This is a genomic window from Paracoccus sp. N5 (genome assembly GCF_000371965.1).
Lineage (GTDB): Bacteria > Pseudomonadota > Alphaproteobacteria > Rhodobacterales > Rhodobacteraceae > Paracoccus.
Window position 1 is genome coordinate 1,310,001 of sequence record NZ_AQUO01000001.1, and the last position, 15,627, is coordinate 1,325,627.

Consider the following 15,627-nt stretch of genomic DNA (forward strand, 5'->3'; position numbering starts at 1 on the left):
AGGGCCGGCGCCGCACCGCCTCGGTCAGCACGCCGCCCTCGTCATAGCCGACATAGCCCGGAGGCGCGCCGATCAGGCGGGCGACCGAGTGCTTCTCCATGAACTCGGACATATCGATGCGCACCATCGCATTGTCGTCGTCGAACATATATTCGGCGATGGCCTTGGTCAGCTCGGTCTTGCCGACGCCGGTCGGGCCCAGGAACAGGAAGCTGCCCAGCGGCCGTTTCGGGTCATTGAGCCCGGCACGGGCACGGCGCACGGCATTGGCCACCGCCGTTACCGCCTCGGACTGGCCGATGACGCGCTTGCCCAGCACCTCTTCCATCTTCAGGAGCTTCTCGCGCTCACCCTCCAGCATCTTGCTGGTCGGGATGCCGGTCCAGCGCTCGACCACTTCGGCGATCTGCTCGGGGCGCACGGCCTCCTCGACCATCGGACCCTCGTCGGGGCCCTCGGCCTCGGCCAGCTTCTTCTCCAGCCCCGGGATGATGCCATAGGACAGCTCCCCGGCGCGGGCCAGGTTGCCCTCGCGCTTGGCTTGGTCCAGTTCGGCGCGGGCGCGGTCCAGCTGCTCCTTCAGGTTGCGCGAGCCTTCCAGCCTGTCACGCTCGGCCTGCCAGCGCGCGGTCATCGTGGCCGAACGCTCCTGCAGTTCCGAAAGCTGCTTTTCCAGCTTCTCCAGCCGGTCCTTGCTGGCGGCGTCGTCTTCCTTCTTCAGCGCCTCGGCCTCGATCTGCATCTGCAGGATCTGGCGGTCGAGCTGGTCCAGCTCCTCGGGCTTGCTGTCCACTTCCATGCGCAGCCGGGATGCCGCCTCGTCCACCAGGTCGATGGCCTTGTCGGGCAGGAAGCGGTCGGTGATATAGCGATGCGACAGCTGCGCCGCCGCGACCAGCGCCGCGTCCGAGATGCGCACGCCGTGGTGCAGTTCGTATTTCTCCTTGATGCCGCGCAGGATGCTGATCGTGTCCTCGACCGTGGGCTCCAGCACCATGACGGGCTGGAAGCGCCGGGCCAGCGCCGCGTCCTTTTCGATATACTTGCGGTATTCGTCCAGCGTGGTGGCGCCGACGCAATGCAGCTCGCCCCGGGCCAGCGCCGGCTTGATCAGGTTCGCGGCATCCATGGCGCCATCGGTCTTGCCGGCGCCGACCAGCACATGCAGCTCGTCGATGAACAGCACGATCTCGCCGGCGGCGTTCTCGATCTCCTTCAGCACCGCCTTCAGCCGCTCCTCGAACTCGCCGCGGTATTTCGCGCCGGCGATCAGCGCGCCCATGTCCAGCGCCCAGAGCTGCTTGTTGCGCAGGCTCTCGGGCACGTCGCCGTCGATGATGCGCAGCGCCAGACCCTCGGCGATGGCGGTCTTGCCGACGCCGGGCTCGCCGATCAGCACCGGGTTGTTCTTGGTGCGGCGCGACAGCACCTGCATGGCGCGGCGGATTTCCTCGTCCCGGCCGATGATGGGGTCGATCTTGCCGTCGGCCGCGGCCTCGGTCAGGTTGCGGGCGTATTTCGACAGCGCCTCATAGCTGTCCTCGGCGCTGGCGGTATCCGCCGTGCGGCCCTTGCGGACATCGTTGATCGCGGCGTTCAACGCCTGCGCCGTGACCTTGCCGGCGCTGAGCGCATCGCGCGCATTGGTGTTGACGACCGCCAGAGCGGTCAGGATGCGCTCGGCCGGAACGAAACTGTCGCCGGCCTTCTTGGCCAGCTTCTCGGCCTCGTCCAGCACGCGCACCATCGAGGGGTCGACATAGACCTGGCCCTGCCCGCCGCTGACCTTGGGCTGCTTGCCCACGGCCAGATCGACCGCCTGCCGCACCGCCTGGGCATCGCCCCCGGCGCGCGCGATCAGGTTGCTGGCGAAACCCTGGTCGTCATCCATCAGCGCCTTCAGCAGATGCTCGGGCATCACGCGCTGGTTTTCCTCGCGGATCGCGATGGTCTGGGCGGCCTGCAGGAAGCCGCGCGAGCGTTCCGTGAATTTTTCCATATCCATATGAAAATCCTTTCCTTAGCCCCCGCTTTGGATCGCCCGCATTGGCACGATCCGGCTCGGGTCTGCCTGTGACATGGGCAAGGACAAACGGGGTTTCAAGACGGCCGGTTCCCCCTTATAACCGCGCCGTTTGTCGCAGCCTTGGGTGAAACATGGATGACCGTCTGATCGTGGCGCTGGACGTGCCGAATGCGCTGGCCGGGCTGGAGCTGGCCGAGAAGATCGGCGACGCCGCCAGCTTCTACAAGATCGGGCTGGGAATGCTGACCGGCGGCGGCCTGGCGCTCGCCAACGAGCTGAAGCAGGAACATGGCAAGCGCATCTTCCTGGACATGAAATTCTTCGACATCGGCGCGACCGTGCAGGCGGCGGTCAAGGGCATCGCGCAATACGACCTCGACTTCCTGACCGTGCATGGCGACCCGCATGTGGTGCGGGCGGCGAAACAGGGCGCGGCCGGGTCGAACCTGAAGATCCTCGCCGTGACCATCCTGACCTCGCTGGACCGCGCCGACCTGGATGCCGGGCTGATCGTGCCGGGCGACGTGGCCGAGATCGTCGCCACCCGCGCCGCCCGCGCCTTCGAGGCCGGGGCCGATGGCGTCATCGCCAGCCCGCGCGAGGCGGCCTTGATCCGCGCCCTGCCCGAATCGGCGGGCCGGCTGATCGTCACCCCCGGCGTGCGGCCGGCGGGCGCCGACGCGGGCGACCAGAAGCGGATCGAGACCCCCGCCACCGCCATCGCCAATGGCGCCGATCATATCGTGGTCGGCCGGCCGATCTGGCAGGCCGACGACCCGCGCGCCGCCGCGCAGGCGATCCAGGCCGAGCTCGCCTCGGCCTGATCAGGCGAAATTCTGCTGCCAGACCGGGGCGATCCCGGGCCGCACCGCGGTCGCCTGGGCGCTGGCCCAGACCTTGGGCGCCTGGGCCTGGAACCACTCCGGGCCGGGCCGCCAATTGGTCATCGCTGCTGCGTAAAGATCCAGCGCCGAGAAGCGTTCGCCCAGCAGCCAAGGCGTGCCGGCCGCCCTTTCCAGGATCGACCAAAGCGCCTGCAATCGCGCGGTGGTGGCCTCGGCCAGTTGCTTCTGCGCCGGCTCCTCGGCCAGGAAGCGCGCCGGATCGTCGCCGAAGGTGAAGCAGGGATAGACCTGCGCCACCAGGAAGATCAGCCAGCGCAGGAACTGCGGCCGCTCGGGCGCATCCGGCCTGGGCACCAGATCGTCGCGCCCGGTCAGGTCGGCCAGGTGCAGCGTGATCGCGGCGGTCTCCGACATCACCCGACCGTCGGGCAGGATCAGCACCGGGATCTGCCCGGCCGGGCTGATGCGCATCAGCGCCTCGCGCGCCTGCTGGTCGATGAACAGATCGGCGACCTCGACCGGCTCGAAGCCGATCCCGTAATGCGCCAGTTGCATCTCGACGATGGCCGAGCCCCAACCGCCGCGCCGGTAAAGCTGCATCACGGACATGACATGCTCCACGCTGGCTCGCCCATGCGATTCGGGGCGGATCATGCACGGCCGGCGCCGATTCTCAAAGATCCGCGCCGGCCTCGGCAAGGATCAGCCGCACCCGCTGCCGGAAATGCGGCACGGCGCGAGGATGGGCGATGAATTCCTGGACAGGCATCATGCGCCACTCCTGCCCCTCGTCGCCGAAGCGGATGGCGGCGATTTCCTCGGGGCGAAGCTGGCCGTGGAACATCCAGCTTTGCCGGCCGGGGTCGTTCCAGGCGGCAAAGGCGCGGCCGGTCAGCCGCCCGGGCGGCAGGCGCAGGCCGAATTCCTCGTGAAGCTCGCGCAAGCCGCAGGCCAGCGGCGTCTCGCCCGGCTCGGCCCCGCCGCCGGGCAGGTCCCAATGCGCCGGAAACGGGATATGCGGAACGTCGTCGCGCAGGCAGGCCAGCAGGCAGCCGGCATGGGTCAGCACCAGCTTGGCGCCGATGAAGCCTAGTTGTCGTTGATGTCGCGGGTCCAGCGCCGCACCTCGCCCCGGCTGGTGCCAAAGATGCGGCGCAGGGCCAGCCAGATCGCCCCGGTCAGCACCGCGGTCACGACCAGCGCCAGCGGCAGCCCGCCGGTCCAGAGCCCGAGCAGCAGCGCCAGGCCCATCAGCCCGACCGCGATGGCGGCGCCCAGGAAGAACCAGCCCGGCAGCGCCAGTTCCAGCGCCGCCAGCGCCAGCCCGACGGCGATCCAGATCCAGCCGTTCATCATGGCCGCGGGCCCCGGAACAGCTTGAAGGCGTCGCCCATGACCTCGACGGCCGCGGCCGGCAGGATCACCGTCTGCTTGCCCTGGCCCTTGCCGACCTCGGCCAGGGTCTCGACCTGCTTCATCGCGACCTGGTATTGCGCGGCCTCGATGCCGCCGTCGCGGATGGCGGCGGCGATGGCATTGGTGGCATAGGCTTCGGCATCGGCCAGGACGCGCTTGGCCTTGGCCTGCTGCTCGGCGGCGTAAAGATCGCCGTCGGCGGCCAGTTCCACCGCGCGGCGGCGGCCCTCGGCCTCGGTCACCTGGGCGCGGCGGGCGCGTTCGGCGTTCAGCTGCTGCAGCATGGCGGCGCGGGTCGCCTCGTCCAGGTTCACGTCCAAGATCTCGGCCCGCGTTACCTCGATGCCCCAGTCGTCGACGATATTGGCCAGCGATTCGCGGATGCGCTCGATCAGGGGCGCGCGATTCGACTGCACCTGGTCCAGCTCCATCGTGCCGATCTCGGACCGCACGATGCCGGCGACGGTGGTGGTGATCGCCGCATCGACGTCACGGATGCGATAGACGGTCTTTTCCGGCTCGATGATGCGATAGAAGACGCTGGTCTCGACCTGCACCAGCACGTTGTCCGCGGTGATCGCATCCTGGCGCGAGGTCGGCAGCTGCCGTTCCAGCACCGAGATGCGATGCGCCACCCGGTCGAGGAAGGGCACGATGAAGTTGATCCCCGGCCCCAGCACCGAATGCAGCCGGCCGAAGCGCTCGACGACGTATTTCTCGGATTGCGGCACGATGCGGACGGCGCGGCTGACGGCAAGGAAGATCACCACCGCCAGCACGATCAGGGCGATGTTCCGGCTGAGCAGGTCCGAGAGTTCGGGCGGCATCCGTGGTCCTTTCTATTCGGCGGCGATGGCGCCGTCGGTCGCATCCGGGCGCAACCGGGCCAGCCGCTCGACGACGCGGGCGAAGCGGGCCTCGAACTGCGCGAAATCGGCGCGCGGCTCGATCCGGCCCTCGTCCATGTAAAGCGAGCGGTCCAGTTCCAGCTGCACGACATGGATATTGTCGCGCGGCCGGCCATAGGTCGCGGTGACATAGGCGCCGGCAAAGGGCGAGTTGCGGCGGACGCGGAAGCCCTCGGCCGTGGCGGCCTCGGCCACGGCGGCGCTGATGCGGGGGGCGGCCGAGGCGCCGTTGCGGTCGCCCAGCACCATGTCCGGGCGCGGGCGCGGCAGATGCGCCAGCGCATCGCGCGGCATGGAATGCATGTCGATCAGCACCGCGCCGCCGAAGCGCCCCACCGCCTCGTCGATCAGGCCCGAAAGCGCGCGGTGATAGGGATGCCAGAAGCGCGCGAGCCGGCTTTCGGCCTCGGCCCGCGGCATCGGCCGGTCGTGGATGGAACGCCCCTGCGAGACGACGCGGGGAATCACCCCCAGCCCGGCCATGATGCGCGGGTTCATCGCCGGCGGCATGCCGCCCTGCACCACCAGCGGGTCGATTTCCTCGGGCCCGCGGTTGAGGTCCACCACCGAGCGCGGCACCCGCGCGGTCAGCAGCGCCGCGCCATGGTCGGGCGCGCGCCGAATCAGCCGGTCGACGAAGGCATCCTCGGAGGAACGCAGCTGCTGCGCGTCCAGCCGCGATTCGGCCAGGAACCAGTCGGGATAGGCGCAGCCGGAATGCGGCGAGGCAAAGATCACCCCGCCCTGCCAGCGGTCCGGCCTTGTCAGGTCATATACGCTGTCTTCGCTGTCCATTCCCGAGGGTTCCGCGCGTGGCCCCGGCGTCGATTCCGGGCAGAAAGACTGAAAGCCATTCGCCCGCGAACCGCAAGCGCGAAAGCCGGCGATTGAGGGCTTGAAACCCCCGAAGGACGTGGCTATAGACACGCGGACCAAGGCGATCCGGCGGGTTTTCTCGCAGAATCACCTGTTCGTGGGCGGTTAGCTCAGCGGTAGAGCACTACGTTGACATCGTAGTGGCCACTGGTTCGATCCCAGTACCGCCCACCATTCTGTTTCGCGCCGCCGGTGCCTGCCGGCGGTATTTCGTTTTCAAGGCGCGACCTAGCGATGCGCCGCGATAGGAGAAGACCGATGAAGGTTCGCAATTCGCTCCGCTCGCTCAAGAGCCGCCACCGCGATTGCCAGATCGTGCGCCGCAAGGGCCGGATCTATGTGATCAACAAGACCAACCCGCGCTTCAAGGCCCGCCAGGGCTGATCCGCGGCTTGATCGCCGAGTTCGAACGCCCGTCGCGCGGTTGTGCGGCGGGCGTTCTGCCGTTCCGGGTGGTGCGGCCGCTGGTGGGGGCCGACTGCCCCCACACCCCCGTGGATATTTTTCCAAGAAAGAAATCCTAGAAGCGCGACAGGATCAGGCCGCCGCCCACCATCAGCGCCGCCAGCACGCGCGGCAGCGAGATCTCGCGCAGCGGCAGGCCGAAGGCACCGGTGCGGTCGAGGATGATGGCGGCGAGGATTTGGCCCAGCGCCAGCGCGCAAAGCGCCGTCAGCGCACCGAGCCGCGGCAGCGTCCAGACCATGGTCCAGACATAGAAGGCGCCGAGCGCGCCGCCGGCCCACATCCACCATTCCATCGAACCGGCGCGCAGGAAGGCCCGCCCCTGCCCCAGGCCGATGGCGGCCAGCGCCAGGATGCTGAAGCCGACCCCGAAAGAAATGGCGGCGGCCGCCAGCGGGCTTTGCACGCCGCGCCCCAGCGCCGCGTTGATCGGCGCCTGGACCGCGATGCAGACCCCGGCCAGCGTCACCAGCCCGGCGAGCAGCAGATATGGCATGGCTTTTCCCTTCGCGACGCATGTCCTGCGCGGGAATAACCCCTGCCGGGCCGGAGGGCCAGCCTTGCGCCGCCGGCGTCAGTCGTAGCTGCGGCGGTCCTCGATCACCTTGCCGTCGTTCGGCAGCGAACCCGGCGCGACCAGCTCGATGCGGCCGCGCAGCTTCAGCGTGTCGAGGACCGTGCCCTCGTAGCGCGCCGCGTCCTGGGCGCCGGTCTCGAGCAGCACCGTCATCACGTCCATGTCGCCGGCGCGATCGGCCACGACCCGGGCGCGGGTGATCTCGGCGTGGCGGGCGACCAGGGCCGCGACCTGCTCGGGGCGCACGAACATGCCCTTGATCTTGGTGGTCTGGTCGGCGCGGCCCATCCAGCCCTTGATGCGCATGTTGGTGCGACCGCAAGGGCTGGTGCCGGGCAGCACCGCGGAAAGGTCGCCGGTGGCGAAGCGGACCAGCGGGTAATCGGGGTTCAGCGTGGTGACCAGAACCTCGCCGACCTCGCCCTCGGGGACCGGGTCGCCGGTGCCGGGGCGGACGATCTCGACGATCACGCGCTCGTCCACGATCATGCCGTCGAGCGCCGGCGATTCATAGGCGATCAGCCCCAGGTCGGCGGTGGCATAGCATTGCGTGCAGGCGATGCCGCGCTCGGCATAGCCTTGGCGCAGGCTGGGAAACAGCGCCCCGCCCGAGACCACGGCGCACGAGAACCGCATGCGCTCGCCCAGCTCCTCGGCCTTGTCGAGGATGATCTTCAGGTAGTCGGGCGTCCCGGCATAGGCGGTGGTGCCGATATCGACGCCGGCGCGGACCTGGAGTTCGGTCTGGCCGGTGCCGGCCGGCAGGGTCGCGGCGCCGACCGCGCGGGCGGCGCTTTCGAACATCATCCCGGCCGGGGTCAGGTGATAGCCGAAGCAGTTCTGCAGGATGTCGCCCGGGCCGATGCCAGCGGCATGCAGGAAGCGGCCCAGTCGCCACCAGTCGCCGTCGCGGCGGCCCGGCTCATAGATCGGGCCGGGGCTCTGGAAGATGTTCTCGAAATCCGCGGCCGGGCGGGTGGTGAAGCCGCCGAAGGGCGGCGCCGCCTTCTGCGCGGCCGAAAGCTCGGACTTGCGCAGCACCGGCAGCCGGGCCAGCGCCGCGCGACCGGTCACCGATGGCGCATCGACGCCGGAAAGCAACGCGGCCAGGCCCGGCGCCGATTGCGCCCGGGCCACGGCGCGCGGCAGTTCGGCCGCCAGATCCCTGTCCCGCGCCTCGGGGCTGCGGGTTTCCAACTGGTCATAGAAGCTCATGGGGTGCCTTTCCGAACTCAGGCCAGCCAGCGCTTGCGCCGGCGATAACTGCGCACGTCGCGAAAGCTCTTGCGGCCCTGATCCGACATGCCGAGATAGAATTCCTTGACGTCCGGGTTTTCGCGCAGCGCATCCGCCGGCCCGTCCATCACCACCCGGCCGCTTTCCAGGATATAGCCGTAATGGGCATAGCGCAGCGCGACATTGGTGTTCTGCTCGGCCAGCAGGAAGGTCACGCCCTCGCCCTCGTTGACCGCGCGGACGATCTCGAAGATCTGCTCGACCAGCTGCGGCGCCAGCCCCATCGAGGGCTCGTCCAGCAGGATGCATTCCGGCCGCGACATCAGCGCCCGGCCCATGGCGCACATCTGCTGCTCGCCGCCCGAGGTATAGCCGGCCTGGCTCTTCCGCCGCTCTTTCAGGCGGGGGAAATAGTTGTAGACCATCTCCAGGTCGCGGGCGATCTCGGCCCGGCCGTCGCTGCGGGTATAGGCGCCGGTCAGCAGGTTTTCCTCGATGGTCAGGTGCTCGAAGCAATGCCGGCCTTCCATCACCTGGATCACGCCCTTCTTGACCAGGCTGGCCGGGTCCATGTCCTGCACCCGCTGGCCGCGATAGCTGATCGCGCCCTTGGTGACCTCGCCCCGCTCGGAATGCAGCAGGTTCGAGATCGCCTTCAGCGTCGTGGTCTTGCCGGCGCCATTGCCGCCCAGCAGCGCGGTGATGCCGCCCTTGGGCACCGACAGGCTGACGCCCTTCAGCACCAGGATGACGTGGTTGTAGATCACCTCGATATTGTTGACCTCGAGCAGGGTCTCGCGGTCGGGCGATGCGTCGAACATGGCTTTTTCCCTTGCGTGGGTGGCCCCGGCGGCGAACCGCCGGGGTGCGGGTTCAGCAGCGCGGCGTGATGCCGGCCTCCTTGGCATAGGCCTCGCTGTCCTCGGCGATCAGCGGGTCGAGGATTTCCTGATCCGGCGCGGTGAACTCGGTGATCAGCGTCCATTTCTTGGCCGTCGCATCCCATTGCTGAAGCCGCGCCATGCCGCTGCCGCCGTGGTTGTCGCAGCTCATCTTGATCTCGGGGCCGAAGTCCGGCAGGCCGATCTCGGTCAGGCGCTCTGGGGTGATGTCCAGCGCCTCGAACCCGTCGCGCAGCTGGGCTGCGTTGATCTCGGCGGTGCCGGCCAGCTCCTGCGCCTTCCTGATCGCCTCGGCGATGACCACGGCCGCATACATGCCGCGCGAATAAAGCGCCGAGCCGACGAACTGCCCGCCCTGCGAGGCCTTGCCGGGCTCGACGACGAATTTCTGCATGTCGGCGTAAAGCGGATAATCGGTGCCGACTCCGTTGAAGGTCAGCGACTTGTAGCCGTTCGCGGCGGCGCCGACCGGCAGCACGTCAACCTCCGAGCCCGACCACCAGATGCCGATGAAATTCTCCATCGGGAAGCGGATGTTGGCGGCCTCCTGGATCGCGGTCTGATTCATCACGCCCCAGCCCCACATGATGACGTAATCCGGCTTGTCGCGGCGGATCTGCAGCCACTGGCTTTTCTGCTCCTGCCCGGGCGGGTCGATGGGCAGCTCGGTCAGGCTGAAGCCGTGCTTCTTGGCCAGTTCCTGCAGGGTGCGGATCGGCTCCTTGCCATAGGCCGAGTTGTGATAGACCAGCGCGATCTTCTTGCCGTTCAGGTCGCCGCCATTCTGGTCCAGCAGGTATTTCACCGCGACCGAGGCGCCGTCCCAATAGTTCGCCGGCGCGTTGAAGATCCATTCGAAGACCTTGCCGTTCTTGGCCGAGGTCCGGCCGTAGCCCGGCGTATAAAGCGGGATCTTGTCGGCCGAGACCTTGGGGATCAGCTGATAGGTGATGCCGGTCGACAGCGGGTTATAGACCAGCGCGCCATTGCCCTTGGTCGCCTCGTAGCATTCGACGCCCTTTTCGGTGTTATAGGCTGTCTCGCATTCCGGGGTCAGAACCTTCTGCCCGCCGATGCCGCCGTCGCGTTCGTTGAGCAGGGTGAAATAGTCGTTGAAGCCGTCGGCATATTGCGTGCCGTTCGCGCCATAGGGGCCGGTGCGATAGCTGAGGTTCGGCACCACCAGGTCGGCCATGGCCGGCGCCGCCGCCATGACGGCGCCCAGCGCCAGGCTCGCGAGTTTCAGTTTCATCTTGGTCTCCTCCCCAAGGGGTTTCATGCGCCGGATTTCCGGTCGTTAATGCGGGAACGGCCAGAGCCGCAGCTTCTCCTTCGTCAGCCGCCACAGGCGCGCGAGGCCATGCGGCTCGACGATCAGGAAGAAGACGATCAGCGCGCCGACGATCATCAGTTCGATATGGGCGGCCAGGTCGGTGGGCCAGCCGAGTTGCGCCACCAGCACGTTCTTCAGGAACACCGGCAGCAGCACCAGGAAGGCGGCGCCGGCGAAGCTGCCGAAGATGCTGCCCAGGCCGCCGATGATGACCATGAACAGGATCAGGAAGCTCTTGTTGATGCCGAAGGCCTCGCTGGCCTCGGCCGCGCCCAGATAGACCGAGAACAACAGCGCCCCGGCGATGCCGACGAAGAAGCTGGAGACAGCGAAGGCCGACAGCTTGGCGGTCAGCGGGTTCACCCCGATGATCTCGGCCGCGATGTCCATGTCGCGGATCGCCATCCACTTGCGGCCCACACTACCGCGCGTCAGGTTGCGCGCCACCCAGGCCAGCACGACGGCAAAGACCAGGCAGGTCAGGTATTTCGCCGAGGCCGTGGTGGCGGGCCCGGTGATCGCCCAGCCGAACATGGTGCGCTCGGGCGCGTTGATCTGGCCCGAGGCGGAATGGTTGTAGAACCACGGCACCTTGTTGAAGAGCCAGACCAGGAAGAACTGCGCCGCCAGCGTCGCCACCGCCAGGTAGAAGCCCTTGATCCGCAGGCTGGGCAGGCCGAAGAGCACGCCCACCACCGCGGTAACGGCGCCCGCGACCACGATCAGGATCACGATCGGCACGCCCGGGAAGGCGGTCATCAGCTTGTAGACCGCATAGGCCCCCACGGCCATGAAGCCGCCCGTGCCCAGGCTGACCTGCCCGGCATAGCCGGTCAGGATGTTCAGGCCGATGGCCGCGATGGCATAGATCAGGAAGGGCACCAGCACCGCATTGGCCCAGTAGCTGTCGATGACCAGGGGCACGACCAGGAAGGCCACCGCCAGGATCGCGTAATAGCCCCAGCGATCCAGCCGGATCGGAAAGGTCTGGCCATCGTCGCGATAGCTCGTCTTGAAGTCGCCCGCCTCACGATAGAACATCTGCCCCTCCCGGCTTCGCTGCTGGCTGGTGGGGGCTTCGCGCCCCCACACCCCCGCGGGATATTTTCACAAGAAAGAAGGCCGAAGCCGCGCCCGGCTTCTTTCTTGTCCAAATATCCCCGCCGGAGGCATAGAATCTTTTCATCATTTCAGACCCGCTCGATGATGCGCTCGCCGAACAGGCCCTGCGGCCGGAAGACGAGGAAGAGCAGCGCCAGCACATAGGCGAACCAGTTCTCGGTCGCGCCGCCGACCATCGGGCCGACGAAATATTCGAACAGCTTCTCGCCCATGCCGATGATGAGGCCGCCGACGATGGCGCCGGGGATCGAGGTGAAGCCGCCGAGCATCAGCACCGGCAGCGCCTTCAGCGCGATCAGCGACAGGCTGAACTGCACGCCGGACTTGGTGCCCCACATGATGCCCGCGACCAGCGCCACGAAGCCGGCGATGGACCAGACCATGATCCAGATGAATTGCAGGCTGATGCCCACCGACAGCGCCGCCTGGTGGTCGTCAGCCACGGCTCGCATCGCCCGGCCCTGCTTGGTATATTGCGAGAAGCCGACCAGCGCCGCGACCAGAAGCGCCGCGATGACCGCGGCCCAGATGTCCAGCCGGTCGATGAAGAAACCGTAGCCCAGCCAGTCGTTGGTCAGCGCCTCGGCGGTTTCCGAGATGCCCTGCGGCAGGCCCACGTCCAGCGTCTTGACGTCGGCGCCCCACATCACGTCGCCCAGGCCTTCCAGGAACCACGCGAGGCCGATGGTGGCCATGAACAGGATGATCGGCTCCTGCCCGACCAGATGCTTCAGCACCAGCTTCTCGATGGCGATGGCGAGGCCGACCATGACCAGCGCCGTCAGCGCGATGCCCAGCAGCGCCGGCACGGTCCAGCCGAAGCTGGAGACATGCGTTCCGAAAGCCGCGTTGATCAGATGGGCGAAGGGCACCCGGCCCTCCATGATGCCCACGAGCGTCATGGCCGCGAAGAGCGCCATCACCCCCTGGGCATAGTTGAAGACGCCCGAGGCCTTGTAGATCAGCACGAAGCCCAGCGCGACCAGCGAATACATCACCCCGGCCATCAGCCCGTTGACCAGCACCTCGCTTGCGTAAAGGAATTCCATCCGCGCCCCCTATGCGTGTTCCACGCCCAGATAGGCGCTGATGACTTCGGGATTGTTGCGCACCTCGTCCGGGGTGCCGTCGCCGATCTTCTTGCCGTAATCCATCACCACCACCCGGTCCGACAGATCCATGACCACGCCCATGTCGTGCTCGATCAGCGCGATGGTGGTGCCGAATTCGTCGTTCACGTCCAGGATGAAGCGGCACATATCCTCTTTCTCCTCGACGTTCATGCCGGCCATCGGCTCGTCCAGCAGCAGGATGCGCGGCTCGGCCGCCAGCGCCCGGGCCAGTTCGACGCGCTTCTTCAGCCCGTAGGGCAGCCGCCCGACCGGGGTCTTGCGGATGTTCTGGATTTCCAGGAAGTCGATGATCTTCTCGACCTGCGCGCGGTTCTCGACCTCCTCGCGCTCGGCGCGGCCCCACCACAGCGCCTGGCTCCAGATCGGCGCGTTCATCTTGTTCAGCCGGCCGGTCATGATGTTGTCCAGCACCGACATGCCGTCGAACAGCGCGATGTTCTGGAAGGTGCGGGCCAGCCCCAGCCGCGCCACCTCATAGGGTTTCATCGCCGGGCGGCGCTTGCCCTCGAACCAGATCTCGCCCTCCTGCGGCACGTAGAAGCCCGAGATCACGTTCAGCATCGAGGACTTTCCGGCACCGTTCGGGCCGATGATGGCGCGGATCTCGCCCTCGCGGATGTCGAAGCTGATGTCCTTGATCGCGGTCACGCCGCCGAAGCGCAGGGTGATGTTCTTCAAGTCCATCAGCACCGGGCCGATGCGGCGGGCGTCGGGGGTCGGGTCATGGGTCATTCTGCGGCCACCCTTTGCGGCTCGGCGGTGGGAAAGGTGCGGGCGTCCTCGATCCGCAGCGTGGCGCGGATCTCGCCCTTGCGGCCGTCCTCGTAGGTCACCTCGGTGCGGGTGCTGACCGTATCGCTTCCGTCGTAGAGCGCGGCGATCAGGTCGGCGTATTTCTCGGCGATGATGTTGCGGCGGACCTTGCGGGTGCGGGTCATCTCGCCGTCGTCGGGATCCAGCTCCTTGTGCAGCACCAGGAAGCGGTGGATCTGGCAGCCCGAGAGCATCGGGTCTGCGGCGACGGATTCGTTCACCGCCTCGACATGCTCGCGAATGGCGGCATAGACCTGCGGATGGCCGGCCAGCTCCTGATAGCTGGCATAGGCGATGTTGTTGCGCTCGGCCCAGTTGCCGACCGCCGTCAGGTCGATGTTGATGAAGGCGGTGCACATGCCGCGCCCGGCGCCAAAGACCACGGCCTCCAGGATGTTGGGATAGAACTTCAGCTTGTTCTCGACATATTTCGGCGCGAACATCCGGCCGTCGGCCATGCGGCCCACGTCCTTGGCGCGGTCGATGATGCGCAGGTGGCCCGAGCCTTCCTCGAAGAAACCGGCGTCGCCGGTCGCCACCCAGCCCTCGGCATCCTTGGTCGAGGCGGTGCTTTCCGCGTTGTTGTAATATTCCACGAAGGTGCCGGGCGAGCGATAGAACACCTCGCCGCTCTCGGCGATCTTCAGCTCCACCCCCGGCGAGGGCACGCCCACCGTGTCGGAGCGCACCTGCCCGTCCGGCTGCTGGGTGATGAAGACCGAGGCCTCGGTCTGGCCGTAGAGCTGTTTCAGATTGATGCCGAGGCTGCGGTAGAAATCGAAGATCTCGGGGCCGATCGCCTCGCCCGCGGTATAGCCCACGCGGATGCGGGAATAGCCCAGCGTGTTCTTCAGGGGGCCATAGACCAGCAGGTCGCCCAGGGCGTAGCGCAGCCGGTCCAGCAGCCCGACCCGCTTGCCGTCCAGCAGGTCCGGGCCGATGCGGCGGGCCAGGTTCATGGCATGGTGGAACAGCCCGCGCTTGATGCGCCCGGCGTCCTCCATGCGGATCATCACCGAGGTCAGCTGGCCCTCGAAGACGCGGGGCGGGGCAAAGAAATAGGTCGGGCCGATCTCGCGCAGGTCGGTCATCATGGTCTGCGCGCTTTCGGGGCAGTTCACCGTGAAGCCGGCCCAATAGGCCTGGCCGACCGAGAAGATGAAATCGCCGACCCAGGCCATCGGCAGATAGGCCAGCACCTCCTCGGCCTCGGTCAGGTGGTCGAAGGCGCAGGTGTTCCTGGCCGTCTCGATGATGTTGCGGTTCGACAGCACCACACCCTTGGGCTTGCCGGTGGTGCCCGAGGTATACAACATCACGCAGGTGTCGTCGTAGCCGAGGGCCGCGATGCGGCGGTCCAGTTCCTCTTCGTGGCGCTGATGCGCGGCGCGACCTTCGGTCTGCACATCGGCCAGCGCGTTCATCGCGGTGTGGTCGTATTTCCGCATGCCGCGCTTGTCGGTATAGACGATCTGCTCGATCTTCGGGGCGCGGTCGCCGACCTCCAGCACCTTGTCCACCTGCTCCTGATCGCCGCAGACCACGAAACGCGCGCCGCAATGGCCCAGCACATAGGCCATCTCGTCGGCCACGGCGTCCTGATACAGGGGCACCGGCACCGCGCCGCACATCTGCGCCGCGACCATGGACCAGTAATGCGCCGGGCGGTTGCGGCCGACGATGGCGACATGGTCGCCGGGCGCCAGGCCCATGTGCAGGAAGCCCAGCGCCAGCGCGCGGATTTCCTCGGCCGCCTGCGCCCAGGTCCAGCTTTGCCAGATGCCGAATTCCTTTTCGCGATAGGCCGGCCGGTTGCCCCAGGTCGCGGCATTGCGCGCCAGCAGCGCGGGAATCGACGGCGGTCCGCTGCGGTCCGGCTGGTTCTGCATAGATCCTCCCCTTGCCGTCCGGGCTCCTCTTCCCCTCTGGCAATCGCAGCTTACTGCGGCAATCCTTGCGTCAGTTTTGCCCGAAT

Annotated in this window: 16 protein-coding genes and 1 tRNA gene (1 of these 17 cut by a window edge); 3 read left to right on the forward strand and 14 right to left on the reverse strand. The window is 67.4% G+C overall.

All coding sequences use genetic code 11. The features are described from left to right. Nucleotides 1-2,005: the 5' portion of an ATP-dependent chaperone ClpB gene (clpB, locus tag PARN5_RS0106500; RefSeq protein ID WP_017998960.1), read on the reverse strand. It extends 623 nt beyond the left edge of the window; the window shows 2,005 of its 2,628 coding nt (coding positions 1-2,005); its start codon is at nt 2,003-2,005; its stop codon lies beyond the left edge, outside the window. A gap of 152 nt (nt 2,006-2,157) precedes the next feature. Between clpB and pyrF the strand changes: the two genes are divergently transcribed. Beyond that, nucleotides 2,158-2,850: an orotidine-5'-phosphate decarboxylase gene (pyrF, locus tag PARN5_RS0106505; RefSeq protein WP_017998961.1), complete on the forward strand. Its 693-nt coding sequence runs from the start codon at nt 2,158-2,160 to the stop codon at nt 2,848-2,850. On the opposite strand, the gene PARN5_RS0106510 is transcribed toward pyrF, so the two are convergent. From PARN5_RS0106510 to PARN5_RS0106530, 5 genes are all read right to left on the reverse strand, one after another. Beyond that, on the reverse strand, nt 2,851-3,480 hold the full coding sequence (locus PARN5_RS0106510) for a glutathione S-transferase family protein (protein ID WP_026155218.1): 630 nt from the start codon (nt 3,478-3,480) through the stop codon (nt 2,851-2,853). 64 nt (nt 3,481-3,544) lie between these two features. Further along, nucleotides 3,545-3,940 carry an NUDIX hydrolase gene (locus PARN5_RS0106515; RefSeq protein WP_017998963.1) on the reverse strand — a complete coding sequence of 132 codons (396 nt, stop codon included), beginning with the start codon at nt 3,938-3,940 and terminating at the stop codon, nt 3,545-3,547. A 20-nt stretch (nt 3,941-3,960) separates the two neighbouring features. Next, nucleotides 3,961-4,227 (reverse strand): hypothetical protein, encoded by a 267-nt coding sequence (locus PARN5_RS24815; protein WP_017998964.1) that lies wholly within the window; start codon nt 4,225-4,227, stop codon nt 3,961-3,963. Continuing rightward, nucleotides 4,224-5,114, reverse strand: coding sequence for an SPFH domain-containing protein (locus PARN5_RS0106525; RefSeq protein WP_017998965.1), 891 nt, complete (start codon nt 5,112-5,114; stop codon nt 4,224-4,226). Before PARN5_RS0106525 ends, PARN5_RS24815 begins: the two co-directional genes overlap by 4 nt. A 12-nt stretch (nt 5,115-5,126) precedes the next feature. Next, the gene (locus PARN5_RS0106530) at nt 5,127-5,990 is read right to left on the reverse strand and encodes an N-formylglutamate amidohydrolase (RefSeq protein ID WP_017998966.1); all 864 of its coding nucleotides are present in this window, start codon (nt 5,988-5,990) and stop codon (nt 5,127-5,129) included. A 180-nt stretch (nt 5,991-6,170) separates the two neighbouring features. Here PARN5_RS0106530 and PARN5_RS0106535 point away from each other — a divergent pair. Both PARN5_RS0106535 and ykgO read left to right on the forward strand, forming a co-directional pair. Next, nucleotides 6,171-6,245 (forward strand) — tRNA-Val (locus PARN5_RS0106535). An 84-nt stretch (nt 6,246-6,329) separates the two neighbouring features. Next, nucleotides 6,330-6,455: a type B 50S ribosomal protein L36 gene (gene ykgO / locus PARN5_RS0106540; RefSeq protein ID WP_017998967.1), complete on the forward strand. Its 126-nt coding sequence runs from the start codon at nt 6,330-6,332 to the stop codon at nt 6,453-6,455. A 136-nt stretch (nt 6,456-6,591) separates the two neighbouring features. On the opposite strand, the gene PARN5_RS0106545 is transcribed toward ykgO, so the two are convergent. The 8 genes from PARN5_RS0106545 to PARN5_RS0106580 all read right to left on the reverse strand — a co-directional run bounded on the left by PARN5_RS0106545 (nt 6,592) and on the right by PARN5_RS0106580 (nt 15,541). Next, nucleotides 6,592-7,032, reverse strand: a complete 441-nt coding sequence (locus PARN5_RS0106545) for a DMT family transporter (RefSeq protein WP_017998968.1) — start codon at nt 7,030-7,032, stop codon at nt 6,592-6,594. A 78-nt stretch (nt 7,033-7,110) separates the two neighbouring features. After that, on the reverse strand, nt 7,111-8,328 hold the full coding sequence (locus tag PARN5_RS0106550) for a phenylacetate--CoA ligase family protein (RefSeq protein ID WP_017998969.1): 1,218 nt from the start codon (nt 8,326-8,328) through the stop codon (nt 7,111-7,113). A 17-nt stretch (nt 8,329-8,345) separates the two neighbouring features. Further along, a complete protein-coding gene (locus tag PARN5_RS0106555) occupies nt 8,346-9,170 on the reverse strand; it encodes an ABC transporter ATP-binding protein (RefSeq protein WP_017998970.1) in 825 nt (274 codons plus the stop codon). A 52-nt stretch (nt 9,171-9,222) separates the two neighbouring features. Next, a complete protein-coding gene (locus PARN5_RS0106560) occupies nt 9,223-10,503 on the reverse strand; it encodes an ABC transporter substrate-binding protein (RefSeq protein WP_026155219.1) in 1,281 nt (426 codons plus the stop codon). A gap of 45 nt (nt 10,504-10,548) precedes the next feature. Further along, on the reverse strand, nt 10,549-11,625 hold the full coding sequence (locus tag PARN5_RS0106565; protein WP_017998972.1) for a branched-chain amino acid ABC transporter permease: 1,077 nt from the start codon (nt 11,623-11,625) through the stop codon (nt 10,549-10,551). Between the two features lie 149 nt (nt 11,626-11,774). Then, nucleotides 11,775-12,755 carry a branched-chain amino acid ABC transporter permease gene (locus PARN5_RS0106570; RefSeq protein ID WP_017998973.1) on the reverse strand — a complete coding sequence of 327 codons (981 nt, stop codon included), beginning with the start codon at nt 12,753-12,755 and terminating at the stop codon, nt 11,775-11,777. A 9-nt stretch (nt 12,756-12,764) separates the two neighbouring features. Beyond that, nucleotides 12,765-13,571 (reverse strand): ABC transporter ATP-binding protein, encoded by an 807-nt coding sequence (locus PARN5_RS0106575; protein WP_017998974.1) that lies wholly within the window; start codon nt 13,569-13,571, stop codon nt 12,765-12,767. Beyond that, nucleotides 13,568-15,541 carry an AMP-binding protein gene (locus tag PARN5_RS0106580; protein ID WP_017998975.1) on the reverse strand — a complete coding sequence of 658 codons (1,974 nt, stop codon included), beginning with the start codon at nt 15,539-15,541 and terminating at the stop codon, nt 13,568-13,570. Before PARN5_RS0106580 ends, PARN5_RS0106575 begins: the two co-directional genes overlap by 4 nt. Between the last annotated feature and the right edge of the window lie 86 nt (nt 15,542-15,627).